Consider the following 25070-nt stretch of genomic DNA (forward strand, 5'->3'; position numbering starts at 1 on the left):
TCGCGCCGCCCCGACAGGATTTGCATGGCGCTCGGTAAGCCTCAGCGGCCCTGGCAGCTGAAGTAGACCGAGTTGAACACCGGCGGGCCCTGGTCCTGCAACGCCGGGTTGGCCGGGCGGATCGTCGACTTGTCGGTCGCGCTGGTCGCACCCGCGACGATGTTGACGCAGGCCACGCCGGCGGGGGTCTTCACGATGCCGTTGACGAAGTTGAAGTCCGCACCGCCGCGCAGGCGGATGGCCGCCGGCGCATTCGCCGTCTGGACGAAGGTGAAGTTGGCGTAGCGGCCCCAGGTGCGCGGGATCAGGTCCTCGGCGCCGTTCGAGTCGATCTCGGTCGAGAAAGAGTCGGCGGTCGCACCCGAAACCTTCTGTGCGGCAATCGCGAACTGGATGAAGCCGCGCCAGCCGTTGTCGACGTCGAAGCCGTCGTCGTCCGCACCCGTGATAGCGATATACTTGATGTTGCTGGTGCCGCCGAAGATCTCGATGCCGTCATCGGCCGAGTTGTGGCTCTGGATATGGTCGAGCACCGTGCCCGAACCGACCGCACCCAGCGTCAGGCCCTGCAGCTCGTTGCCGTCCGAGATGGCGATGCCGCTGTAGCGGATCTGGACATAGGACATCTGGCCGCTGCTGTCGGCTTCGTTGGTGCCGCCGTAGAAGCGGCCCGTGACGCCTTCGATCGCCTGCTGGCAGGGCGTGCCCGTGTCGCCGCCGGTGCCGCTGGCGCAGACTGCGGTGGTCGAGCGGCCGAGCAGGATGACGCCGCCCCACTGGCCCTGGGTCGAATCGCTCACGCCGTTGCTGGCGAGATTCTGCTGCGAGGTGAAGATGATCGGCGCGGCGCGCGTGCCGACTGCCATGATCCTCGAGCCGCGGTTGACGAGCAGCAGGTCGTTGGTGGCTTCGCTCGAGTCGGCGGCGATCACGACGCCGGGCTCGATCGTCAGCGTCACGCCGGTGCCGCCGGTCGCACCCAGATCGGTGCCGACTTCGGTCTGGCCGCGAAGGCGGTACACCACGCCGGCGATCTTCGGCAGCGTCAGATTGGCCGCAATTGCGGTCGGCAGACGGCAGTAGCGAAGCGTCGGGCTGCTGCTGCTGTTCGTACCATCATCGGTCGTGCCCGCCGGGCAAACCGACGTCGAAGCGCTATAGGCTCCGATGTTCGGCACGGCGGTGCAGGCCGCGGTGGTGCCGCCGAAGTTTGCCGAGGTCGAGTTGCAGGTCCAATCCTGGAACGAGGTGTCCGTCGGACCATTGAGCGCGCCGACGTAGTTGGTGCTGGTGAAGAAGGCGTTGAGCGCCGACGGATCGGCCGCAGTCGTCGCCGACGTCGCGCTCGTCGGATAAATGCCGTTCAGCACATTGGTGCCGTTGACGTTGTTGTTGGTGCCGGCGTTTACCACCGCGAGCTGCTCGTCGGCGGTGACGGTGATGCCGCTCTGCGTCGTTACCGCCGCGAACTGCGCAGCCGTGATCGGCGCGCTCGGGGTCGGCGTGGGCGACGGAGCCGGCGTGGGAGTCGGCGTGACGATGACGACGCTGCCGGCGCCCGGCGAGGCCACATTGTCCGCGCCGTTGCATGCGGAGAGCGCGGCAGACGCGGCGGTCGTCATGAGGATGAGGCTGAGGCGTTGGAAGCTGGCCATAAATTCTCCGATTCCGGCGGACGCCGGGTTGCGCGGGTTCGAAACTTTGCGGGATCGACTCGGCTTAACCCCCTGTCGGCCGCAGCGCCGCGCTAGGCGCTGCCCGTGACGGGAGTGTTGGGTTTCAGAGAATTTTCAGGGACTCTTTGGTTACGTTTGCGTGACAGACCCGGGCTGGGACGACGCAGACCCGTCGCCTGCGGCTCGCATCGCTGCGGACAGGCGCATCATTTCGTTGGCGATCTCGCGCTCGCCCATCACGACATGATCGACGCCGACGCTCTCCAGATACTCGACTTCATCCTGCGAATGCGCGCGCGCGATCACCGGGAGCGCAGGATTCAGGATGCGTGCGTGCTGCAGGATGGCCGCGGCTTCGAAGCCCGCGGGGATGGCGATCAACAGCTTGGCCGCAATGCCGATTCCGGCGGTCACCAGCGTCCGCGCCTCGAGCGCATTGCCCTCGATCACTGCGGCTCCGTCCGCCCGCGCCCGCGCCACCACGTCTCCTTGGTCCTCGATCACCACGAAGGCCTTGCCGCGGCGCTTGAACTCGGCGGCGATCATGCTCCCCACCCTGCCGTAACCTACCAGGATAACGTGCCCTGCCGGCAGATCGGCCGGTGCGACGGGTCCGCGCTCGGGCTCACGCTCGGCATAGCGGTTGGCGATGAACGAGAAGAGGAAGGGATTGGCGAAGATCGAGATCATCGCGCCGGCAAGGATCACGTCGCGCGCGTCGGGTGGCAGTATCCCCAGCTCGGTCCCCAGCCCTGCAAGTATGAACGAGAATTCGCCGATTTGCGCAAGGCTCACCGCGACGGTGAGCCCGGTCTGGCGCGGATAGCCGAAGGCCTGCACGATCAGATAGGCCGCCAACGACTTGCCGAGCACGATGATCGCCACCGTGGCGAGCAGCACGAGCGGCTGCTCGACGACCACGCTCGGGTTGAACAACATGCCCACCGAGACGAAGAAGAGGACGGCAAAGGCATCGCGCAGCGGCAAGGTCTCTTCGGCTGCGCGCCGGCTGAGCGAGGTCTCGCCCAGGATCATCCCGGCGAAGAACGCGCCCAGCGCGAACGAGACCTGGAAGGCAAGCGCCGCGCCGAACGCCACGCCGAGCGCGATCGCGAGCACGGCGAGGCGGAAGAGCTCGCGCGATCCGGTTCCGACCACCCATTGCAGCGCCCAGGGAATGGCCCGCCGGCCGACCACGAGCATCACTGCCAGGAATCCCGCAACCTTGAGGAAGGTAGCCAGCAGCGGCTGGACGATCGCTGCGCCGCCGCCCTCTGCCGCGCCGTTCATCATCTCGGCCAGTACCGGCAGCAGCACCAGCGCGAGCACCATCACCAGATCCTCGACGATCAGCCAGCCGACGGCGATGCGGCCGCGCTCGGTCTGGACAATGTCCCGCGCCTGCAGCGCCCGGAGCAGCACCACCGTGCTCGCCACCGAAAGTGCGAGGCCGAAGACGAACCCGGCGAGGAGGCCCCATCCCACGATCCAGGCGAGCGCCATGCCCATCGCGGTTGCCGCGGCGATCTGGACGATCGCGCCGGGTACGGCGATCTTGCGCACCGAAAGCAGGTCGCGCAGCGAAAAGTGCAGCCCCACGCCAAACATCAGCAGGATCACGCCCAGCTCGGCGAGCTCGTTGGCGAGGCCTGCGTCGGCGACATAGCCGGGCGTGAACGGCCCCACCACCACACCCGCGAGGAGGTAGCCGGCGATCGGCGAGACCTTCAGTCGATGCGCGATCGCGCCCATTACAAAGGCCGCGACAAGGCCCGCGACGATGGTGGCGATCAGCGGCGTGTGGTGCATCATGGCGCCTCCGGTGGATAATATCTGTTCTGTGCAAGGGGCCGGGCTCCAGTCGTGCCCGGCCTCTCACCGTTTCGTCAGGAGGAGGCGGGGCCAAGCACCGCGGCCAGCAGGCCCGCGACGCCGGCTATCGCCGTCCATACTGCCAAAGCAAACCACCAGGGCGGCCGTTTGTTCTTGGCTGTTTTCCTCATCAAAGCTGCCTCCCGGCGCGGCGCGTCGGCGCTTCGCGCTCACTGGCGTTCCAATGCGGCAGTTCGCCCGGGGCTGCGCGTGGCGTGCGTGCCCCGCCATGATCAGGCGACGGGAGGTCCGCGCGCCCAGGGAACGGCGTGAGGGGATGCGGGGCGCGATGGAAATGCGCTCGCACTCGGTGGCTGAGCGAGGTTTGGTGCGGGACGGTGTGCAAGTGGAGCAATCGGCACGATCGCTGCGACGTGCGACACCTGCTTGCGCGCTTCCGGATCGGGGTTTGCCGGCTCAACTGCATGTTTGCCCAGCAGCCGCTCGCGGGGTGCCTTGGCGTGCAGCGCGACGCTGGTGGTGGCGGGGTTGAACGCCGATCCCTGCGTCGCGGTGTGCGGGAGCCCGGCGGGGGCGAGTGCGCAGACCAGCACGGTGAGCACCACGCCCCACACCAGCGCAGCATAGTGCAGCGGCTGGAAGACCAGGTTCAGGCGGTGGCTGGCGATACGCTCCATGCAATCGGGACCGTATCAGCCGCGCCTTCGTGGGTAAACCGCTTGCCGGGCAGCAAAAAGCCCGCCGGTCGCGGGGACCGGCGGGCTTTGCTACATGGTGGGCGCGGCAAGGATTGAACTTGCGACCCCTGCGGTGTGAACACAGTGCTCTACCACTGAGCTACGCGCCCATTCGCCTTTCGGCGGAAACGGGAAGCGGGCCTTTAAGCGGCGATGAACGCGCTGTCCAGCCCCTTGGCCCGGCATTCCCGAAGGATCAGTTGACCGAATCCTTCAGGCCCTTGCCGGCCTTGAACTTCGGCTGATTCGACGCCTTGATCGTCATTTCCTCGCCGGTGCGGGGGTTGCGGCCGGTCGAGGCCTTGCGCTTGCTGACCGAGAAGGTGCCGAACCCGACGAGACGGACCTCGTCGCCCTTCTTGAGCGCGCTCGAGATCGCATCGAACACGGCTTCGACGGCCTTGCTGGCGTCACCCTTGCCCAGTCCCGAATTGTCGGCGACCTGTGCGATCAGCTCTTGCTTGTTCATCTTGCTGGTGAACCCCCTAAAAGTTTGTCCGTTTCGATTTCAGATCGAGTCGCGGCGGCGAGCCAGTCAGCACGCGACCGCCGCCGCTGTCAAAGGCTTTTCCGGCGCTTACGTGCCGGAAAGTAACGCCTCCTCAATGATGGACCGCGTCGCCGATCCCCGGGACCGGCGCGGGCGGCTGGGCGGCCAGTTCATCCGCATCGGTCCAGTCGATCGCGCTCAGCGGCTCGGTGAGCGCGAGGTGCAGCACCTCATCGACGTGCTTGACCGGCACGATCTCCAGCCCCTCGCGGACGTTGGCGGGGATCTCGGCCAGGTCCTTCTCGTTCTCGATCGGGATCAGCACCGTCTTGATGCCGCCGCGCATCGCCGCGAGCAGCTTCTCCTTGAGCCCGCCGATGGGCAGCACCCGGCCGCGCAGCGTGACCTCGCCGGTCATCGCCACGTCCTTGCGCACCGCGACGCCGGTGAGCGTCGAGACGAGCGACGTCACCAGGCCGATGCCAGCCGAGGGCCCGTCCTTCGGCACCGCACCTTCGGGCAGGTGGACGTGGATGTCCTTGCGGTGGAACAGGCTTGGCTTGATCCCGTAGCTGGGCGAGCGCGCCTTGACGAAGCTGAATGCGGCTTCGACCGATTCCTTCATCACGTCGCCGAGCTTGCCGGTGGTCTTGATCGCGCCCTTGCCCGGCACGGTCACGCTTTCGATCGTCAACAGCTCGCCGCCCACTTCGGTCCAGGCGAGCCCAGTGACCGCACCGATCTGGTGCTCCTCCTCGCCCACGCCGAAGCGGTACTTCTGCACGCCGGCATATTCGTGAAGGTTCTCGGGCGTGATGGTGACCTGAGTCTCCTTGCCCTCGAGGATCTTGCGGAGCGCCTTGCGCGCGAGCTTGGCGATCTCGCGCTCCAGCGTGCGCACGCCCGCCTCGCGCGTGTAATAGCGGATCAGGTCGCGCAGGCCCGCGTTGGTGAGCGTGAACTCGCCTTCCTTAAGGCCATGCGCATCGATCTGCTTGGCGATCAGGTGCCGCTCGGCGATCTCGACCTTCTCGTCCTCGGTATAGCCTTCGAGCCGGATGATCTCCATGCGATCGAGCAGCGGCTGCGGCAGGTTCAACGAGTTCGCCGTGCACACGAACATCACGTCCGAGAGATCGATGTCGATCTCCAGATAATGGTCGTTGAACTTGTTGTTCTGCTCGGGGTCGAGCACTTCGAGCAGCGCCGAGGCGGGATCGCCGCGGAAGTCCTGGCCGAGCTTGTCGATCTCATCGAGCAGGAACAGCGGGTTGCTGGTGCCAGCCTTCTTGAGGTTCGACACGATCTTGCCCGGCAGCGAGCCGATATAGGTGCGCCGGTGGCCACGGATCTCGGCCTCGTCGCGCACGCCGCCCAGCGACTGGCGGATGAACTCACGGCCCGTCGCCTTGGCGATGCTCTTGCCCAGCGAGGTCTTGCCCACGCCCGGCGGACCCACGAGGCACAGGATCGGCCCCTTGAGCTTGTTGGTGCGCGCCTGGACCGCGAGATACTCGACGATCCGGTCCTTGACCTTCTCGAGCGCATAATGGTCCTGGTCGAGGACGTTCTGCGCCTCGCCGATATCCTTCTTGAGCTTCGACTTCTTGCCCCAGGGCAGGCCCAGCAGCACGTCCAGATAGTTGCGCACCACCGTGGCTTCGGCGCTCATCGGGGCCATGGTCTTGAGCTTCTTGAGCTCGCCCTGGGCCTTGGCGCGCGCTTCCTTCGAGAGCTTGAGCGTGGCGATCTTCTGGGTCAGCTCGGCGACTTCGTCGCCCTCACCTTCCTCGCCCTCGTTGCCCAGCTCGCGCTGGATCGCCTTCAACTGCTCGTTGAGATAATATTCGCGCTGGGTCTTCTCCATCTGGCGCTTGACGCGCGAGCGGATCTTCTTCTCGACCTGGAGCACGCCGAGCTCGCCTTCCATGAAGGCGAACACCATCTCGAGCCGCTTCTGGGGATCCTTCTCGACGAGCAGCGACTGCTTGTCGGCAACCTTGACGGCGATGTTGGCCGCGACCGCGTCGGCAAGGCGCGAGGCATCGTCGAGCTCGGCGAGCTGGACCGCAGTCTCCGCCGGCAGCTTGCGATTGAGCTTGGCGTAGTTCTCGAACTGCTCGACCACCGAGCGCATCAGCGCCTGGACCTCGGCACCCTCGGGCTCGGCCTCCTCGACCGGGCTCACGGTGGCGGTGAGATAGGCGCCGCTCTCGTCAACCGTCTCGAGCGCGCCGCGCTCCTTGCCCGCAACGAGCACGCGCACCGTGCCGTCCGGCAGCTTGAGGAGCTGGAGCACCTCGGCGGAAACGCCGGTATCGTAGAGATCCTCGCGGCCGGGATCATCCTCGGCCGGATCGAGCTGCGCGACGAGGAATATCTCCTTGTCGTCGGCCATGGCGGCCTCGAGCGCGGCTACCGACTTGTCGCGGCCGACGAACAGCGGCACGATCATGTGCGGGAAGACGACGATATCCCGAAGCGGCAGGACAGGATAAGACTGCTTCATGAACACTCCTGGGCCCCAACGACCCTCAATCTCTACTATATATGGGGCCGGCGCCACCGGCATCAATCGCCATAGCTTGATTGGTTGTGGACTGATGCTCCCGCGCACGCACGGCGCCGCGCCGGTTCACGCCGGAGCCCGCCGTCGATCCGTGCCGGCCGCCTTCGCTCCCATTGCCATTCCAAACGGCTTCATCCACGAATTCGCATGATGGAGACAATCATTCCCACGCGTCTGCTTCTCGCAGCTTCGTCGCTCGCGCTGGCCATGCCGGCCCTGGCCCAGGTCAAGCCCGGCGAGCCGCCGATCACTGCGCTCACCGAAGCCTCGGGAGGGCAAGTCGAGCCCGAGCGCGCGGCGCTGCGGCTCGAGCATGTCGACCTGGCGATCGAAGTGCTCCCTGCCACCCAGCGGCTGCAGGGCACCGCCACGCTCACGCTGCGCACCGCTGCGCCCCAATCCCGGCTGCTGATCGACCTCGACAAGAATTTGCCGGTGAGCGCAGTGAGCGTCGACGGGGCCGAGCTCCGCAAGGGCAGCTGGTCCAATCCCGAGGGCAGGCTGGCGATCACCCTTCCCCGCCCGGTCGCCGCGGGCGCCAAGGCCGTGGTCCGCATCGTCTATGGCGGCACGCCGCACGTCGCGGTGCGCGCGCCCTGGGACGACGGCATCGTCTGGAGCAAGACGCCGGAGGGTGCACCCTGGGTCGCCACCACCGCGCAGGGCTATGGCTGCGACCTGTTCTGGCCGTGCCTCGACTTCCCCGCGGGCGAGCCGGCAGCGATCGACCTCCACATCACCGTGCCCAAGGGCCTGTCGGCTCCGTCCAACGGCGTGCTCCGCAAGATCGACACGCTGGCCGACGGACGCACGACCTGGAACTGGCACGCGAAGAGCCCCAATCCCTATACGGTTGCACTCAACGTCGCGCCCTATCGGGAGATCAAGGGCAGCTACAAGAGCCGCTTCGGGAACGTGATCCCGCTCCATTACTGGCATCTCCCCGGCCGGGACGAGAAGGCGCAGGGCCTGTTCGCCGAGTTCGCGCCGACGCTCGATTTCTTCGAGGCCAATGTCGGCCCGTTTCCCTGGGGTGACGAGAAGCTGGGCGTGGTCGAGACGCCGCATCTGGGCATGGAGCACCAGACGATCAACGCCTATGGGAACAACTACAAGAAGGACCCCGACGGGTTCGACTGGCTGTTCCAGCACGAGCTCGCGCACGAATGGTTCGGCAACCAGATGTCGGCGGCGAACTGGGACGATTTCTGGCTCCACGAAGGCTATGGCCAATATATGCAGCCGCTCTACGGCCGCTGGCGCGAAGGCGAGGCGCGTTACGCCAGCATGATGGAGAAGTTCCGCAACCAGATCGCCAACGACGCGCCCATCGTATCGGGCAAGGTCCGCACCACCGAAGAAGTCTATCAGGCCGAGAAGGGCGGCCCCGGCGGCGACATCTACGTCAAGGGCGCCTGGGTGCTCCACACGCTGCGGAACCTGATCGGCGACAAGGCCTTCTGGGAAGCCACGCGGCGGCTGGTCTATGGCCGCCCCGATCCCAGGCCTGGCAATTTCAAGCCGCGCTTTTCGAGCACCGGCGAGTTCATCGAGATCGTCAATCAGGTATCGGGCAAGGACCTCAACTGGTTCTTCGACGTCTATCTTCGCGAGGCTGCGCTGCCCGATCTCGTCCAGACGCGCACCGGCGACCGGTTGACGCTCGAATGGAAGGCACCCGGCGGCAAGCCCTTCCCGCTCCCGGTCGAAGTCGAAGTGGACGGTAGGATCGAGAAGCTGGCGATGACCGGCGGCCGCGGAAGCATCGCGGTCGGCCGCGACGCGCATGTCGTGATCGACCCCTGGGCGCGCATCCTCAGGCGGTCGGAGGCAGTCGAAGCCTATCAGGCCGGCCGCTAGCGCCGAGTTCGGCGGGACGGGATCCGTTTCCCAGCGAAAGCCGGTTGACCCGGTTGACTCGGTTGACTCGATAACGCGTTTTTCGGCCGAAGCGACAGCAACGCGCCAGCGAAGCGGCAGTGAAGCGGCGGCGACGCTACAGCGACGCGACACTGACGCGGCACTCACGCTACACGCTCGCGGCACCGACGCGGCAGCGACGCTACAGCGACGCGGCACCGACGCGGCAGCGACGCTACACCCACGCGGCGCCGAAGCGGCAGTGACGCGGCACCGGCGCAGCGCCCACGCGTCATCCACGCGGCGGCCGCGCGGCAGCTCTGCGGCGCGGGTTGAGGGAGGGGCATTCCGCTGCTCGGGCATATGCGAACGAAAGCAGAACAAATCCTACTTTGCCAGCATTGATTGTGGAATGTGCCGGTGGACCGCGTTCGGGCTCAGCCGAGCGTCTCCACGCGCTTGCCGTTGACCTGCACATTGTCGAGCACGAGCCGCTCGGTGTGGCGGACGATGCTCGGCTGGGTGACGCCGTCGAAGCTGCAGTCGCGCAGAGTGATGTCGGTCACCGGGGCGCCGGGCAGGCCCTGGCTGTCGAGCACGCGGACCGCCTGCTTCGCCTTCAGCCGCTCGATCACGACGTTGCGCAACCGGGGCACGAAGCGGCCGTTGGCACCTTCCTCATAGTTGAAGTCGCAGGTCACCGCGGCGCGGCCCACCTGCCCCACGCTGATGTCGCGATAGTAGAAATTCTCGAGCAGCCCGCCGCGCAGCGCGTTGTTCTTGAAGCGGATCGCGTACCAGAGATCGGGGCTGTCCATCACGCAATTCTCGGCGAACACCCAGCGTGCGCCGCCCGAAATCTGCGAGCCGACCACGACACCGCCGTGCCCTTCCCGCATGCGGCAATTGCGGATCAGGATGTTCTGCGCGGGCGTGGCGAGGCGCCGGCCGTCCTCGTTGCGGCCCGAATTGACGGCGATGCAATCGTCCCCGGTGTCGAACACGCAATCCTCGATCAGCATCATGTCGACCGATTCCGGATCGATGCCGTCGTTGTTGGGGCCGTGCCCCATCACGTCGATCCCGCGCACGATCACGTTGCGGCAGAGCACAGGATGGACGTTCCAGAAGGGCGAGCGGCGGATCTTCACGCCTTCGATCAGCACATTCTCGCAGAGATAGGGCTGGATGAAGGGCGGGCGCAGATAGCTGCCGGGCCCGAACACCCGCTTCTCCACCGGCACGCGGTCTTCGGCCATCTGGAACAGCCTGGCGCGCGCCGGGCGCTGGTTGGGCATGCCCTCGCGCCAGCCATAGGGGACGGTGCCGCCCCACGGGCCTTTCCACGACCACCAATGCTCGGCGCCGGCCTGCCCGTCGAGCGTGCCCTTGCCGGTGATCGCGACGTTCTTCGCCTTGTACGCATAGACCAGCGGCGAATAGTTGATCAGCTCGATCCCCTCCCAGCGGGTGAAGACCAACGGGTAGTGCGCGGGATCGGTGCTGAAGAGCAGAGTCGCGCCCTCGGCGAGATGCAGCTCGACGTTGGACTCGAGATGCACCGCGCCGGTGAGGAAATCGCCGGCGGGCACGAGCACCCGGCCGCCGCCCGCGGCGGTGCACGCCTTTATCGCCCTGGCGATCGCATCGGTGTTGAGCGTGGTGCGGTCACCGCGCGCGCCGAAATCGGTGATGGGGAAGCTGCGCGCGGGAAAGCGCGGCGCGCGGACGGTGCGCGCGATCGTCGCGGCGCGGTTCCAGGGATCGGCAGCGGCCGCCCATGCGGCGCGCGGCAGCACCAGCCCCGCTCCGCCAATCGCCGCTGCCTGAAGCAGCTCTCGCCGGCCCATCCCGATCAGCATCGTCTCGCTCCTCTCCAAGGGCGGCGGACTAAAAGCAGGCGGCAGCGTGCGACCCTCGCTGCCGCCTGTCCCCCTTTTAGAACGACAGCCGCAAACCGGCGGTGACGATCCGCCCGGTGCTGGCATAGGTTTGTGTCACGGGGTTGTCCGCATACATGGTGCGATACTGCCGCTCGTTCGTCAGGTTGCGGGCTTCGAGGGTGAGCTTGGCATAGTCGGTGACGTTCACGCCGATCGCCACGTCGATGTTGAGCGTGTCCTCGTTGTAGCCGAAATCGGCCACTACGGGCGAGTTGCAGGCCGCGCCGCCGTTGGTGGTCGTGCCCACCGAGCAGGTGCCGCTCGCGAGTGGGAAGCGATTGACGTACCGGGTGCGGTACGCCCCCGACACGCGCGCGGACCAGACGCTGTTCTCGTAATAGAGCGTGGCGTTGAACGCGTCGGGCGAAGTGTTGAGGAAGGGGCCTTCGGCATAGGTGTTCTGCGCGGTCGAGGCCCCGCCCGTCTGGGTGGTGCTGAGCACCGTGCCCGTCAGGTAGCTCAGGTTCGAATCGATGTGCGTATAGTTCGCAGTGATGCCGAGCTTGTCGAACGGCGCGGGCAGGAAATAGAAATCGGTCTGGAGATTGACTTCGATGCCCTTGATCTCGCCGCCCGGCGCATCGGCGAACTGGCGGACCGCCCACACGCCGCCCGCGCGGGTGTAGGCCTGAAGCGTCGGGCTGGTCATCGATGCGACCACCTGTTCGTAGACCGCCGGCTCGAACACGCTCGACAGCGGCGCCTCGGCGGCGATCTGCTGCGGGAAGCTGTCGATGTTCTTCTTGAAGAAGTTCACCCCGATCAGCCCGTTGTGCGAGAAATATTTCTCGAAGCTGAGGTCGAGATTGGTCGCGCGGAACGGGTCGAGATAGGGATTGCCGACGGTGAGCGCCGGCGCCGTACCGTTCGCGTTGAGGCCGCTCGAGAACGACGTGGTGCCCGGGGTCAGCGCGGCGAGCTGCGGCCGCGACATCACCTTCGATGCAGCAAAGCGGATCAGGAAGCCGTCGGCGACCTCCCAATTGGCGTTCATCGCAGGCAGCCAGTCCCAATATTCGTTGTGCGCAGTGACCGGCAGGCCGGCGACACCGTCGGCGCCACCGATATTGCCCTGCCCGTCGACGCGGGTGTTGGCGATGCGCATGCCGACGTTGCCGCGCAGCGGCCGGCCGAACAGGTTCACGTCGTAATCGACCTGGAAATAACCCGAGATGTCACGCTCTGAGACCGCGGCGCGCTGACGGCCGTCGACCACGGCGCGATAGTCACCCCATTGGTTGACGCAATTGCAGTCGATGCCGAACTGGTTGACGAATTTGTTCAGATCGGGCGCATAATAGCTGGTCGGCGTGCCCGGGGTGACGCTGAGCCCCTGGCCGAAGCCGATCGTCTGGCCGAGATCGGTGATCGCGAGCCCCGCTTCCTGCAGCGTAGGATTGATCGCCTCGATCGACTGGTTGCGACGGCCCTGGTCGCCGGCATAGTCGAACTGCTTGGCGGTCAGGCCGAACTTGAGCGCCATCTCGGGCAGCGCTTCATAAGTGAAGTTCGCGCGTGCTACCTTGAACTCGTTTTCGACAAAATTGGTGAAGTAGCGGATCGTCGACAGGCCCTTGACCAGCGACCAGCTCTGCGGATTGGCGACGTCGAAGCCCGGGTTGAACACCGGCATCTCGCCGCCGTCGCGATCGTCGAAGGTATAGCCGTCGCGATCGAGCGTGTTGAATTCGGCGAGCAGGCCGTGGGCGCGGAATTCCGACTTGGACCAGCCGCCGGTGATGTCGACGTAGAAGCCGTCCACCAGATCCTGGTGGAAGTTCAGGGTTAGCTGCTTGAACTCGGTGGTGCCGTATTGCGAGTCCGCGAAGCTGCGCCAGTCGACATTGTCGAGCACCAGATAGTCGGCCTGGTTGGCATCGTTGACGTGCGCGGCGCGGATCTGGGTGTTGGGCCGGCCGATCAGCTCGGCATACATGCCGGTGCCATTGGGAGTCGCGACATAGCCGGGCGACGCCGGGTTGTTGTAATAGTCGAACGGATTGAGATTGTTCGGATTCTGGCTGTTGAAATAGCTCGGCAGCGGTGTGCCGCCGACGCCGTTTCCGGCCGCCTCGCCATTGCAGTCGACGATCGCGCTCGGCACGCAATTGGGATAGAGCGCGACCCGATCATTGTAATAATTGGCGTTGCCGAACGGCCGCAAGCCCGCCGAGCCGGTCTGCGCGGCGCGCGCATTTGTGCCGTTGCGGTTGAGGCCGATCGTGGTGATGCCGGTCGAATCGCTGTTCTGATCGTACTTCGAATAGACCCCGTCGAGAATGATCTCGGTGCCTTCCGTCGGCTTCCACTGTGCCGTCGCGGTGAAGCCCATCCGCTCGTAATCGAGGAACTGGCGGCCGACCGAAGGCAGAGTCGGAATGATCGTGGTCGGCGTCACCAGCGCATAGGCCGCCGGATCCGAGCCGAAGGTCGGCCCGGTGCCGCCCGGCCGCGCAAAGCCATAGGTGATCGGCGTCACGCCGTTCAGCTGCGAATTGCGATAGGCGTATTCGAACGCGCCGATGCCGCGCCGGTATGAATCGATCTGCTGCTTCTGCTTCTGATAGGCGCCCGAGACGAGCAGGCCAAAATTGTCCGCGACCTTGACCGAGGCGAGGCCAGTGAAGCGCGGGTTCCAGGTCTCGCCGTTCTCGCGATACTCGGCCTCGGCGCCGAGCGCGAAGCGATTGCCCTTATAGGCCAGCGGACGCCCGGTGGTGAGATCGATGATCGCGCCGAGCGACCCTTCGTCGTTCTCGGCCGCCGTCGACTTGGTCACCTTGATCGAGCTGAACAGTTCGGAGGCGAAGGTGTTGAAGTCGAATCCGCGCGAGCGATTGGCGCCTGCATCCGACTGGTTGCCGCCGGCCACGTTCAGCGCGTCGGCGCCGTTGAGCCGTACCGCCTGGAAGTCGCCGCCCAGACCGCGCACGGTGATCGAGCGTCCCTCGCCGTTGTCGCGGTCGATCGAAATGCCCGGGATGCGCTGAATCGATTCGGCCAGGTTCGCGTCGGGGAAGTCGGCGATGTCTTCCGCGGTGATCGCATCGACGATCTGGTTCGAAGTGCGCTTGACGTTGAGCGAATTCTGCAGCGACGCACGGAAGCCGGTGACGACGACTTCTTCGTCGCTCGATGCAGGTTGGGCAGAGGCGCCATCCTGCGGCGAGTTCGCTGGCGGCGTTTCCGGAGCGGCAAGGGGCCGCGCGGCTTCGGGAAGCATGATGCGGTCCTCGGCCTGCGCCATTCCCGGCATCAATGCGATCGCGCCCATGAAGGCGATTACGCCACGCGAGGCACCACGAAGTACCTCAGACTTGCGCCTGCTCATCTCATCTCTCCCCCAATGTCCGCCAGCCTGTCGCCAGCTGTTCTATTGACACCGGTATCATCGCCAAAGGCGCGGCACAAGCCCTACATGGATGAGGAGTTTCCGTAGAATTTATCTATCTATATCATGTATTTATAGAATAGCCGCGATTGCAGTGTCCCAGACGCGGGACCCTCAGCACCGTCGTACTTGTCCACCGGTAGCAATTTGGCCCGGAGTCGATCGCGGCGCCCATTGGCGTCCGCGTGGCGGCGGGGTATGTCTGCGCGATGAGCCGATCCGCCCAGCCGACCATCAACGACGTCGCGCGCATCGCCGGCGTTTCGAAGAAGACCGTGAGCCGCGTCATCAACCAGTCGCCGTTGCTCAACGGCGACACGCGGCAGCGTGTCGAGAAGGTCATAGCCGAGCTCGGCTATGTCCCCAATCCCCAGGCGCGCGCGCTCGCGCTTCGGCGCAACTTCCTGATCGGGCTGATCCACGACAATCCCAACGCGCAGATGGTGCTCCACGTGCAGCAAGGCATGCTCGAAGTGCTGCGCGACACCGAATTCGAACTGATCGTCCACCCGGTCGACCGCGGATCGCCGACGATGCTCGAGGATGTGAGCCACTTCCTCGAGCGGCAGCGCCCCTATGGCGTGATGCTGCTGCCGCCGATCTCCGAGAACGAGCAGCTCGCCCAGCTCTGCGAACGGATCGGCTGCCGCTATGTCCGCATGGGATCGGCAGTCTTCGCCGAGCCGGAGAATATGGTCGCATCGAACGACCGCGAGGCAGTGCGCGGCGCAGTCGAGCATCTGATCGCCGCGGGCCATCGCCGGATCGGCTTCGTGACGGGACCGCACGGCTTCCGCTCCGCGATCGAGCGGCAGAAAGGCTATGAGGAGGCGCTGGAGGCTGCCGGCCTGCCGGTGCTGCGCACGCTGATGGTGGGTGGCGACTATCTCTTCGAATCCGGAATGCGGGCGGCCGAGCGGCTGCTCGACCTGTCGCCGAGGCCGACTGCAGTCTTCGCCTCGAACGACGAGATGGCGGCCGGCGTGCTCCATGTTGCGCGCGAACGCGGGCTCAACGTGCCGCAGGACCTGTCGATCATCGGCTTCGACGACACGTCGATCGCCGCCCACCTCTGGCCGCCGCTGACCACGGTACGGTGGCCGATCATCACCATGGCCCGCGCCGCTGCGCTCAAGCTGGTGGGTTCGCCCGTCGACGATGACGAGGAAGGCGAGGCATCGCTGTTCGTGTCCACGCTGATCCGTCGCGCTTCGGTGGCCCCGCCCGCGGAGTGATGTTCAGCGCCCGAGGCTGAGGGGTGGGTTGGGTCTTTAATCCTCCCCCGCCAGGGGAGGTGGCGCCGAAGGCGTCGGAGGGGGCGGATGCCAGAAGGTGAGCGGCGTGCTTCCTCCCCCTCCGTCAGGCTGCGCCTGCCACCTCCCCCTGGCGGGGGAGGATTGAGGCCGATCAACGGATACAGCCTGAAGCCGTCCGCGCCGTTCAGCCGGCGCGCTCGAAGCGCAGCGTTCCGCGCTCCGTATCGACCTCCGCGAGCCGCACCTGGAGCGTGTCGCCCGGCTCCATGCCGTTGGTCGCGAGCCGCGCCACGACCGGCATCTCGCGAAGCTGGAGCCGGATGCCGCGCTCGTCGACGTCGGTCACCACCGCACCGAACACGTCGCCGACCCGCTCGCGCAGCATCACCGCCTCGGCCAGGTCGATCACCGCCCGCTCGATCTGGCCTGCAATCGCGTCCGCGCGCTGCATCACCGCAGGGAGTTTGCCGAAAGCTTCGCTGACCGCCGCCGGCACCGACCGGCCGTTCGCCACCGCCAGTGCCGCGCGCACGACATAGCGGTCCGCGAGCCGGCGCAGCGGCGCAGTCGCATGGGTATAGGTGGCCGCCACCGCAGCGTGCCACGGCACCACGCCCGCCCGGTAAGGTTCGTAACCGGCCCCGTTTCCCGCGCGCCGGATCGCGAGCATGAAGGCCGCCTGCTTGGCATCGGCGGGATCGAGCATCCGTTCGAACTGCGCGAGCGTCGCTTTCTCCGGCCACGCCAGCCCGAATGCCCGGGCGGTCTCGCGCAGCCGGCGGACGCCGCGCGCATCGGGCTCGGCCATCACGCGGAACAGTCCGGTGCCGTGCGCGCGCAGCGCCTCTGCGACTGCCATGTTGGTCGCGAGCGACAGCGCGGCATTACGCGCTTCGGATTCAAGACGAGGACGGAAGACCAGCCCGTATCGCCCCTCCCCCAGCGCTGCGACTTCCTGCTCGGGCGGATCGACGCGGGCGGCGCCACGGCGGTTCTCGGCCGCCTGGATGCGTGCGGAAAGTTCCGCGAACCCGTCGGGAAGGTCCGCATCGCCCACGCTGTCATAGGCGAGCTTTGCGCGGCTGCGGATCACCACGCGCTCTACGCCGTCGAGCCGAACGCCGCCGTCTGGCGCCACGCGGACTGTGAAGATCACTGCGGGTCGCGGCCCGGCCGGGAGCAGGCTCGCCGCGCCTTCGCTCAGCACCGGCGGATAGAGGCCGGCCTTGCCGTCGGGCAGGTAAAGCGTCCCGCCCCGGTGCCATGCCTCGCGATCGATCGGATCGTCGTCATCGACGAAGCACGCCACGTCCGCGATCGCATAATGGAGCAGCAGGTCGCTTCCGCTGTGCTCGATCGCAAAGGCCTGATCCAGGTCGGTCGAGGACGCCGGATCGAGAGTGACGAAGGGGATGGCGGTGCGATCCGCGTGTTCGGCGGGCGCCCGCGCTGCGGCCTTGTCGGCGGCATCGAGCACCTGCGGAGGGAAGGACGCAGGCACGCTGAAGCGCTTGCGGATCGCAGCAAGGCCCTGGCCCAGCGCATTGTCGGGATCGGATATGTGCATCCGCGCACCCTAGCGCAGCCGGCGCGCAATCGCAGCAGCCGCAGACAGCCACTTCCTTAGGGGTGGAGCGCAAGGGTTCTTCAGGGATTCCACGGTGCCATTTGCGGGAACTCCCTATTCCCCCGGGCTTCGGTCCGGCCACAGTGACAGTGTCCCTGAGAGGCCGACCGACCCGGCCGCGCGCGCGCGCCTTGGGCGAAGCCGCTAAACTTTGAAAAAAGGAAAATTGGTACGGGTGGTCGGACTCGAACCGACAATCTGATCACTCAGAGGCGGATTTTGAGTCCGCTGCGTCTACCAATTCCGCCACACCCGCACGCCGTCCGGCACACAAAGGTGGCCGCGCCTTAGCGCCTATATGTCGGTGCCGGGCGGATTTCCAGACGCGATTGAACTAGCTCCGGCTCGCCGCCACTTCGACGATCAGCAGGCGTGAGAGCCCCGGTTCGCTCGTCTTGAGCGCGGCGGTCAGATCATGGTCGAGCCGCGCCGCGTCGACCGCGCGAAGGCCCGACGCGTTCAGCCGCGCGAATTCGAGCGCCGCCGCCACCGTCGCGGCGCGCAGCTCGGGCAGGCGCGCGGTCATTCCCGCGGCGGTGCCGGCGTCCCTGGCTTCGAGAACCAGCTTGAAGCGGAGCGCTCCGTTGGCGCGATCGGCATCGATGATCGGAACCGAGACTTCGTTCATCGGAACAAGGTGCAAGCTCTCGCCGACGCCGGCCCCTTCGCCGCCGGACGCCTGCGCGCCGCCGGTCGGAAAGGGCACCAGCGCCGTCGTCAGCGCGAGCGCCGCGAAGCTTCCCCTACGCAACTCGAATCTCCCGTACGCGATGCCGCCCGCGGCCGCCTCCCCTCTATAATAGGAGGAAATCAGCCAGAAGGTGTCGAGTTGAGCCACGATCAGCGTCCCGGAAGAATTCGCGTCGTCGGCGACGCATCGGCGCAGCCGAAGCAGCGCCGCCGCGGAGAGGCGGTGACGATCGAGGGCGTCGCCGAAGCCATCGCCAACGCAGCGGCTTCCAATTCTTCCGCCGCCGCTCCCGCCGGGCTGCCGCTGGTCCCTGCGCTGCTTTTCCTTCTCGCCTGCATCGGTGGCGGCATCGCCGTCGTGCTGCTGACCCCGTTCGGGAACAGCTGATGCGGACCGCGCTGATCGCGCTGCTCGCCGGCACCGCGAGCGCCGCGCCCCATCCCGTGCCGACTGTACCTCCGGCCGCGCCGGCAGCGGCACCCGCGGCCTTTTCCCAGGCGCTCCCGCCCTTTGCCGCCGAGCTGGCGCAGATGCCGATGATCACCAGCGCCGCGAGCTGGCACGGCGAAACCGGCAGCGCCGCATGGGCGAAGCTCGCGGTCGCCAGGCCCACCGGCCGCCAGTTCGCACGCTGGCAGTTCGCCCTCGGGCTGATCGGCGAAGGCCGCGGCGGCGATGCGCTCGGCGTGCTCGAAACGATGCGCCTCGCCGATGCGGATCTCGATCTGGTCGCGCCCTTCCGGCTCGCGCGCGGGGCGGCGCTCACGTTGCTCGGCCGCGGCGAGGACGCGGTCGTCGCCTTCGCCAGCGAAGATCTTGCCGGCAATGCCGAGGCCTGCGCCTGGCGCCTGCGCGCGCTCGTGCTCACCGGCGCCGTCGAAGAGGCGCTGGGCCAGGTCAACTGCGCGCTTCCCGCCATCAATGCGCGTGCGCCGGTGGACCGCACGCCGTTCGTGCTCGCCGCCGCATCGGCCGCGGTCGACGCCGGCAAGCCCGATCCGGCGCTCGGCTGGCTCAAGCTGTTCGGCGACCAGAACCCCGCTGCAAATCTGCTGCGCGGCCGCGCGCTGATCGCCAAGGGTGACCAGCAGGCCGGACGGCTCCGGTTCGATCGCGCACGGGTCAGCGGCACGCCGCAGATCAAGGCCGATGCCCGGTTGGGCATGATCGAGGCCGATCTCGCCGGGGGCGCGATTCCTCCCGCCGAGGCGATCAAGCGCCTCGACGCGCTGCGCTTCACCTGGCGCGGCGGCCCCGTCGAGCATCGCGCGCTCAGGCTCCAGTTCCGTCTCGCCACCGAGGCCGGCGACATGCGCGGCCAGCTCCGCGCGGGGGCGACGCTGTTCCGCTACTTCAAGCTCGGCCAGGAAGCCGCGCCGATGCTCGCGACGCTCCAGGCCTCGCTCGCCGACGCGCTCGCACCCGACAGCGGCGTGCCGCTGCCCGAAGCCGCCGGCCTCTATTGGGACTATCGCGAGCTCTCGCCCGCGGGCGCCGAAGGCGACGCGCTGGTGCTCCGCCTCGCCAACCGGCTCGAGGGTGCGGGCCTCTATGCCCGCGCCGCCGAGCTGCTCGAATATCAGCTCATGCAGCGGATGCAGGACGTTGCGCAGGGGCCAATGTCGGTCAAGGTCGCCTCGCTCCACATCCTCGCCGGCCGTCCCGACCGTGCACTCGCGGCGCTGCGCGAGACCGAGCAGGCGAACTATCCGGATTCGATGCGCCACGATCGCAAGCGGATGGAAGCGATCGCGCTCTACAAGCTGGGCAAGGAGAAGGCGGCCGAAGCCGCGCTCGACGGGTTGCCCGACGCCGACGCGATCCGCGCCGAGCTGCATTGGCGGGCGAAGGACTGGAATGCCTTCGCCACCGACAACGAGACTCACCTGCCCCAGGCCAAATCGCTGACCGAGCCGGCGCAGACGGCGGTGCTCCGCCAAGCCGTCGCGCTGGCGATGCTAGGCCGCGAGGACAGGCTCCAGCTGCTGCGCGCCCGCTATGGCGCCGCGTTCAGCAAATTGCCCAGCGCGCAGGCGTTCGACGCGCTCACCGACCGTCCCGGCAGCGTCGATCCCGCCAAGCTGAGCGCCGCCATGGCCGCGATCCCGCAGGCAAGCCCGATCGCCGGGGTCGGCGATCTGCTCGACGCTGCACCATGACCAGCGCCTGCTGCGCACACCACAAGTGCGGATCGGTTCCATCATTTTGCGTCGGGCCGAGATTTTTGCGACGAACCGTGGATCGAATGGTCGCCTGAAGAGATAAAGGTAAATTCCAGCAATGTCATTGATGATGCTGCTGCACACCTGATCTGAAGTCTCAATATATTCGCAATAATGAAGCGAAAAGGAGAGGCTGGATACACGGCTGATTAGCCGTGAACAACAGGAGGTGTGCTATGCGTATCTTATGTTTGCGTTCGCTTATAATCGCCATGTCTGCTTGCGTGCTTGGGGCATGCTCAGGTGCGGGCGACTCCACTGAGGCTGCCGAGAATGAAGGCAAGGTCGTGGTCGCGGCGCCCCCGACCACGGCTTCGGACATTTCCAGCGCCTCGCAACAGACGACCCGGGTCGCAGGCCCCCTCGCGAGCACTGCGCCTGCCGATTTCGCCGACTTCGATTTTGCGAACGGCACCAAATATCCGGAGCAGGCGACCGCGTCGGTAGGCCCGGCCTTCTACCGACCGGGATCCACGATCGCCTATGTTCCCATCTCGCTCGATCGGCCCACGCCCAACACCGTCATCGCCCGAGTGACGACGGAAGACGGTACGGGGCCGGTCCGCGGCGTGGCGGGCGTCAATTACGAGAGCATCTACAAGTCGGTGATCTTCCGTCCGGGCGACCCGCTCACCAAGACCGTCGAAGTGCCGATCCTGCTCGGCGTTCCCCAGGCCGACTTCACCGTCCGTTTCGTCGAGGCGCCCTGGGGCGGCAAGATGGGAACCGACCGCGCCGCCGTTCAATGCGACTTCCTCCAGGAACCCACCCCGGAGCAGATCGAGGGCCGCGCGCCCCGGACATTCCAGCCGACCGGCACGCTCCAATGGAAGATGAGCCGGGAAACCATGAAATGGTCCGACGCGGGCCATGACAAGGCCTGGTCCACAAAGCTCCCCAACGGCCGCTCGCAGCCGGGGAACCAGGAGACCGGCATGTACCTCGACGGGTGGGTGTACCGCGATTACGACATCGAGGCGCCACTTCGATACACCGACGAAGGGCTCGTGATGCACACGCAAAAGCTCAAGGAGCCGATGTATTGGGACGGCGTCGGCTATAATTACGGCGCGATCGCGCTCAGCGGCCACAACACGCGGCCTTTGCAGATCGGCTTCGGCCAATATGAGTTCACCGCCAAAATGCCGACGCGGCGCGGTTCCTGGCCGGCCTTCTGGCTGATCTCCACTTCGGGCTGGCCGCCCGAGATCGACATCTACGAAGGGTTCGGCTTCGAAAGCTGGTGGAACTTCGATCGCCACACCGCCGCCACGCTCCACGGCGGCGCCAACATCACGCGCACCTTCCAGGTGGGCACGTTCATGGACACCCAGGAAATCTATGGCATCGGCGGCTTCACCAACGATTTCCACACCTTCGCGATCGATATCCAGCCCGATTTCATCACCTGGTTCATCGATGGTCAGGAGACCTATCAGACGGTGAATCCGTTCGCCGGGTTCCGCTGGTATCCGATCATGAACGTCGCGGTGAAGACCTTCAGCGACTATACCGACGGCTCACCGGACATGATCGTGAAGGACGTCAAAGTATATTCGAACTGACGCGGTTCCTGCCCAGAAAAACAGAAACGGCCGCCCGCGGAAAGCGGAGCGGCCGTCTTTGTACGCAGTCACGAGATACGCAATACTAGGTACGCAGATACTAAATACGCAGGTTACTAGGTACGCGGTTACTGGGTACGCAAACTGGCTTCACCGGCGGCGACCGGCTCAGCGAATGAAGTTGACCAGGCTCAGGCTGGAGAGCTGCGAGAAGACCGAATAGCTCGCCTCGAGCATCGCCTTCTGCGTCGCCAGGTCGATCGCGACCTGGCCCAGATCGGCGTCCTCGTTGCTCTCGATCACGCCATTGAGAAGCAGTGCGCGCTCCTCGCCGCGCGTGGTGAGCGTCTCGACCTGTGTCTGCTTGCGGCCGTTCTCGGCGTTGACCGAGCGCAGGCTGCCGAGTCCGGTATCGAGCTGCCCCACCGCGGCCTTGAGCGCGTCCATCTGCGCCGCAGTCGGCTCCTCGCCGATCGTGCCCGCCTGGGCTAGGGTGCGGAACACTTCGTACAGATCCTTGCCCACCGCGCTCGCGGTGATGCCATAGGCCACGTCGATTCCGTCGGCCACCCGCGCGGTGGCGCGCACGCCATCGTCTCGGAAGGCGGCATCGGCATCGACCGTCGCCGCGTCGGCCAGCGTGGCAGGCGCGAACGGCGCGCTGTCGGTCTGCGCGCCGCCGAACAGCGGCGTGCCGCCCTCCGCGGCGTTGAGCGAAGTGCGAAACTGGTTGAAGGCTGTCTCGATCGCCTCCTGCAGGCCCGCGGCCTTGCCCGTCCCCACCGCGGTGAGGATCTGCTGGCGCAGGTCCATCGACGATTCCTCGATGCCCTCCAGATGCCCCTGGTAGAGCGAGAGCGTGGTGCCGACGCGCTTGGAGACGGTCGATTGCGCGTCCTGTCGCGCGAGCAGCGTGTGCGCCGAGAGGTTGCGCACCGTCTCGGTACCGAGATCGGCGAAGTTGACCGCGCGCTTGCCCGTCGCCAGCCGCTGCTGCGTGACGGCCAGCTTCTCCTGCGAACGCTGGATCGCATCGGACATCGAGCGCTGGAGCGGAATGGTGGCTACGCGAGTCATCTAATTCTCCTTACTCAGCGCATCATGCCGAGCAGCGTGTCGTACATTTCGGTGGCGGTGCTGATCACGCGCGCGGCGGCCGAATAGCTGTTCTGGAGCACCACCATCTGCGCGAGCTCCTCGTCGATGTTGACGCCCGAGAAGCTGTCGCGGCGGTTCACTGCATCGTCGCGGCGCGCGGCGGCATCGGCCAGATTGCCTTGTGCCTGATTGGCTTCGAGACCGGTACGCCCGAGCAACAGGCTCGAGAAGCGCTCGATCGTGGTGACGCCGTCCTTGCCCAGATCGATCGTCGACGAGAGCTTGTCGACGAAGGCCGTGGCGCCGCGCGTGTCGCCCGCCCCCAGCGCCTTGGCGCCGACCGCCGCATTCTCCTGAAAGCGCGCGAGCGGCAGGCGCGACGGGCTGGTGAGCACGTCGGGGCGCACTTCGCTGCTGCCCAGACCGCTCGACGCCCCGGTGAGCCCGGTGAGCTGCGTGAAGTTGCGCCCCGTGCCCGCGCGGTCGGTCGAGTCCGACGGGATCGACAGCACCGCGCCCGAAAGCGAGGCCGTCGGCTCGAAGCGCAGCCGGCCGCGATCGTCGAGCGAAAAGTTACCGAAGTTGGATAGCGGGCTGGCGTTGAGGTCATCGACCAGATCGCCGACACTGCCTCCCGTGGTCGGGCTGAGCGTGTAGCTCGTCAGCGCCCGGCCCGATGCATCGCGCAGCACGATCTCGGTGGTCTGCCCCGTGGTGAAGCCGTGGCCATCGGTCTCGGTGAAGCCGGACGGGACCAGCGTGCTGTTGTCGCTGCGGATCACGTCGTTGAGGCCGAAATATTGCGACACGCCCACGCCCGCCCGCGCGCTCGGGTTGGCGCTGTCCTGCGCCACCACCACGCCGTTGCCGGCGCCGGTCGCTGAGAAGCTGAGCTTGCCGTCGGCGAAGCTCGCGATGGCATTGCCGCCCAGCCCTGCATTGATCGCAGCGACCATGTCGTCCACGGTCGCGCCGGCGGGCATCGCGCCGAAATCGATCACCGTCTTGGCGACCAGCGTGCCGTCCGCCTTGGTGACCGCGAAGGTCGCCGCGCCGATGAAGCCCAGCCGGTCGGTGCCGGTCAGGCCGGTGTTGCGTCCGTCCAGGCTCGCGGGCGCGGGAACCGTCGTGCCTTCGTTGCTGACGGCATTGAGCGCTTCGGAGAGCCCGCCGAACAGCACGCCCAGCTTTTCGGAGAATTGCGGCAGCGCGCGGTCGCGCAGGTCGAGCAGGCCACCCAGCTTGCCGCCCACCGCAGCCGAATCGAGCTTCTCGCCCGTCGCCGCGCCCATCGTGCCGTTGTTGTCGGCGAAACGTATCTCGATGCTCGGATAACTAGGCAGCGAAACGCCCTGGCCCGAGATCGGATAGGAGAGCTGGCGCAGCCGCCGGTCGAGCAGCACACCGCCCGATGCGGTATCCAGCGTGATGCGGCCATCGGGCTGCTCACGGACGTTGACCGCAACCAGCGTGCTCAGCTCCTCGACTGCCTTCATCCGCTGGTCGGCGGCGCCGCTGACGCTGCGGCCCAGTCCGGTGGCCTGCGCCACGGTGCCGTTGAGTTCGTGGATGCGCTTGAGCAGGCTGTTGATCTTGTCGACCGTATAGCCGACCTCGGACTCCACATCGCCGCGCAGGCCCGCCACGTCATTGTCGAGCTGCTGCATCGACGAGATCGCGTCCTGCACGTCGGCAGTGAAGGACGCGACTGTCTGCTCGGAAGATTGCGAGCCCGTCATCGCCACAGCCGAGGCCGCGATGGCGTCGAGCCGCGCCGGAAGTCCCGAGTCCGCGCCCGGCTCCCCCAGCAATGCCTGGAGCCGGTCGAGATAATTGGCGCTCACTTCCGCCCGGCCGTAATCGCCTGCGCGGCGATAGACCGTCGCTTCGAGGAAACGGTCCGCGACACGGGTCGGCTCGCCGACCACCACGCCGTTGACTTTGCCCGAAGTAACGCCGGTCGAGAGATTGACGCGCTCGCGCGCATATCCCGACACGCCGACATTGGCGATGTTGTTCGAGACCGCGCGGAGGCCTGCCTGCGCGGCAGACAGGCCCGATACCGCCGACCCCAATATGTCGTTGAGCGCCATTCTTCAGGATCCCCCGGTC

17 protein-coding genes and 2 tRNA genes are annotated in these 25070 nt (G+C 66.6%); 6 read left to right on the top strand and 13 right to left on the bottom strand.

Going from position 1 to position 25070, the window contains the following annotated elements; translation table 11 throughout:
• Positions 1 to 41: 41 nt before the first annotated feature.
• The 6 genes from ACMGDH_RS14530 to lon form a co-directional block, all read right to left on the bottom strand.
• Positions 42 to 1655, bottom strand: a complete 1614-nt coding sequence (locus tag ACMGDH_RS14530; protein ID WP_436828688.1) for a beta-helix domain-containing protein — start codon at positions 1653 to 1655, stop codon at positions 42 to 44.
• Between the two features lie 150 nt (positions 1656 to 1805).
• The gene (locus ACMGDH_RS14535; protein WP_436828689.1) at positions 1806 to 3488 is read right to left on the bottom strand and encodes a cation:proton antiporter domain-containing protein; all 1683 of its coding nucleotides are present in this window, start codon (positions 3486 to 3488) and stop codon (positions 1806 to 1808) included.
• A 293-nt stretch (positions 3489 to 3781) separates the two neighbouring features.
• Positions 3782 to 4186, bottom strand: a complete 405-nt coding sequence (locus ACMGDH_RS14540) for a hypothetical protein (RefSeq protein WP_436828690.1) — start codon at positions 4184 to 4186, stop codon at positions 3782 to 3784.
• Positions 4187 to 4281: 95 nt separating this feature from the next.
• Positions 4282 to 4356: transfer RNA gene (locus tag ACMGDH_RS14545), tRNA-Val, on the bottom strand.
• An 86-nt stretch (positions 4357 to 4442) separates the two neighbouring features.
• Positions 4443 to 4715 (bottom strand): HU family DNA-binding protein, encoded by a 273-nt coding sequence (locus ACMGDH_RS14550; protein ID WP_436828691.1) that lies wholly within the window; start codon positions 4713 to 4715, stop codon positions 4443 to 4445.
• Between the two features lie 133 nt (positions 4716 to 4848).
• The gene (lon, locus tag ACMGDH_RS14555; protein WP_436828692.1) at positions 4849 to 7245 is read right to left on the bottom strand and encodes an endopeptidase La; all 2397 of its coding nucleotides are present in this window, start codon (positions 7243 to 7245) and stop codon (positions 4849 to 4851) included.
• A 207-nt stretch (positions 7246 to 7452) separates the two neighbouring features.
• On the opposite strand from lon, the gene ACMGDH_RS14560 reads away from it, so the two are divergent.
• Together ACMGDH_RS14560 and ACMGDH_RS14565 are read left to right on the top strand one after the other, a co-directional pair.
• A complete protein-coding gene (locus ACMGDH_RS14560; protein ID WP_436828693.1) occupies positions 7453 to 9165 on the top strand; it encodes a M1 family metallopeptidase in 1713 nt (570 codons plus the stop codon).
• A 119-nt stretch (positions 9166 to 9284) separates the two neighbouring features.
• Positions 9285 to 9431, top strand: coding sequence for a hypothetical protein (locus tag ACMGDH_RS14565; RefSeq protein ID WP_436828694.1), 147 nt, complete (start codon positions 9285 to 9287; stop codon positions 9429 to 9431).
• Positions 9432 to 9602: 171 nt separating this feature from the next.
• Here ACMGDH_RS14565 and ACMGDH_RS14570 read toward each other — a convergent pair whose 3' ends face one another.
• Both ACMGDH_RS14570 and ACMGDH_RS14575 read right to left on the bottom strand, forming a co-directional pair.
• Positions 9603 to 11027, bottom strand: a complete 1425-nt coding sequence (locus ACMGDH_RS14570; RefSeq protein WP_436828695.1) for a glycoside hydrolase family 28 protein — start codon at positions 11025 to 11027, stop codon at positions 9603 to 9605.
• A 76-nt stretch (positions 11028 to 11103) separates the two neighbouring features.
• The gene (locus tag ACMGDH_RS14575) at positions 11104 to 14439 is read right to left on the bottom strand and encodes a TonB-dependent receptor domain-containing protein (protein ID WP_436828696.1); all 3336 of its coding nucleotides are present in this window, start codon (positions 14437 to 14439) and stop codon (positions 11104 to 11106) included.
• A gap of 269 nt (positions 14440 to 14708) precedes the next feature.
• Here ACMGDH_RS14575 and ACMGDH_RS14580 point away from each other — a divergent pair, with 269 nt between their 5' ends.
• Positions 14709 to 15734 carry a LacI family DNA-binding transcriptional regulator gene (locus ACMGDH_RS14580; protein ID WP_436828697.1) on the top strand — a complete coding sequence of 342 codons (1026 nt, stop codon included), beginning with the start codon at positions 14709 to 14711 and terminating at the stop codon, positions 15732 to 15734.
• A gap of 205 nt (positions 15735 to 15939) precedes the next feature.
• Here the strand turns inward: ACMGDH_RS14580 and ACMGDH_RS14585 are convergent, their stop codons facing one another.
• The 3 genes from ACMGDH_RS14585 to ACMGDH_RS14595 form a co-directional block, all read right to left on the bottom strand.
• Entirely contained in the window at positions 15940 to 17322 is a 1383-nt protein-coding gene (locus tag ACMGDH_RS14585) for an RNB domain-containing ribonuclease (protein WP_436828698.1), read from the bottom strand.
• A gap of 227 nt (positions 17323 to 17549) precedes the next feature.
• Positions 17550 to 17638 (bottom strand) — tRNA-Leu (locus tag ACMGDH_RS14590).
• A 78-nt stretch (positions 17639 to 17716) separates the two neighbouring features.
• Complete coding sequence (locus tag ACMGDH_RS14595; protein WP_436828699.1) at positions 17717 to 18220, bottom strand: hypothetical protein; 504 nt, start codon at positions 18218 to 18220, stop codon at positions 17717 to 17719.
• Between ACMGDH_RS14595 and ACMGDH_RS14600 the strand changes: the two genes are divergently transcribed.
• The 3 genes from ACMGDH_RS14600 (at position 18212) to ACMGDH_RS14610 (ending at position 21860) form a co-directional block, all read left to right on the top strand.
• Entirely contained in the window at positions 18212 to 18460 is a 249-nt protein-coding gene (locus ACMGDH_RS14600) for a hypothetical protein (protein ID WP_436828700.1), read from the top strand. The two genes, ACMGDH_RS14595 and ACMGDH_RS14600, sit on opposite strands and share 9 nt — an antisense overlap.
• Entirely contained in the window at positions 18460 to 20232 is a 1773-nt protein-coding gene (locus tag ACMGDH_RS14605) for a hypothetical protein (RefSeq protein WP_436828701.1), read from the top strand. Before ACMGDH_RS14600 ends, ACMGDH_RS14605 begins: the two co-directional genes overlap by 1 nt.
• Before the next feature lie 275 nt (positions 20233 to 20507).
• Positions 20508 to 21860: a family 16 glycosylhydrolase gene (locus ACMGDH_RS14610; protein ID WP_436828900.1), complete on the top strand. Its 1353-nt coding sequence runs from the start codon at positions 20508 to 20510 to the stop codon at positions 21858 to 21860.
• A gap of 168 nt (positions 21861 to 22028) precedes the next feature.
• Here the strand turns inward: ACMGDH_RS14610 and ACMGDH_RS14615 are convergent, their stop codons facing one another.
• Together ACMGDH_RS14615 and ACMGDH_RS14620 are read right to left on the bottom strand one after the other, a co-directional pair.
• Entirely contained in the window at positions 22029 to 22937 is a 909-nt protein-coding gene (locus tag ACMGDH_RS14615; protein ID WP_436828702.1) for a flagellin family protein, read from the bottom strand.
• 14 nt (positions 22938 to 22951) lie between these two features.
• Entirely contained in the window at positions 22952 to 25051 is a 2100-nt protein-coding gene (locus tag ACMGDH_RS14620; protein ID WP_436828703.1) for a FlgK family flagellar hook-associated protein, read from the bottom strand.
• Positions 25052 to 25070: the final 19 nt, after the last annotated feature.

Source organism: Sphingomonas radicis (assembly GCF_051400635.1).
Lineage (GTDB): Bacteria > Pseudomonadota > Alphaproteobacteria > Sphingomonadales > Sphingomonadaceae > Sphingomonas.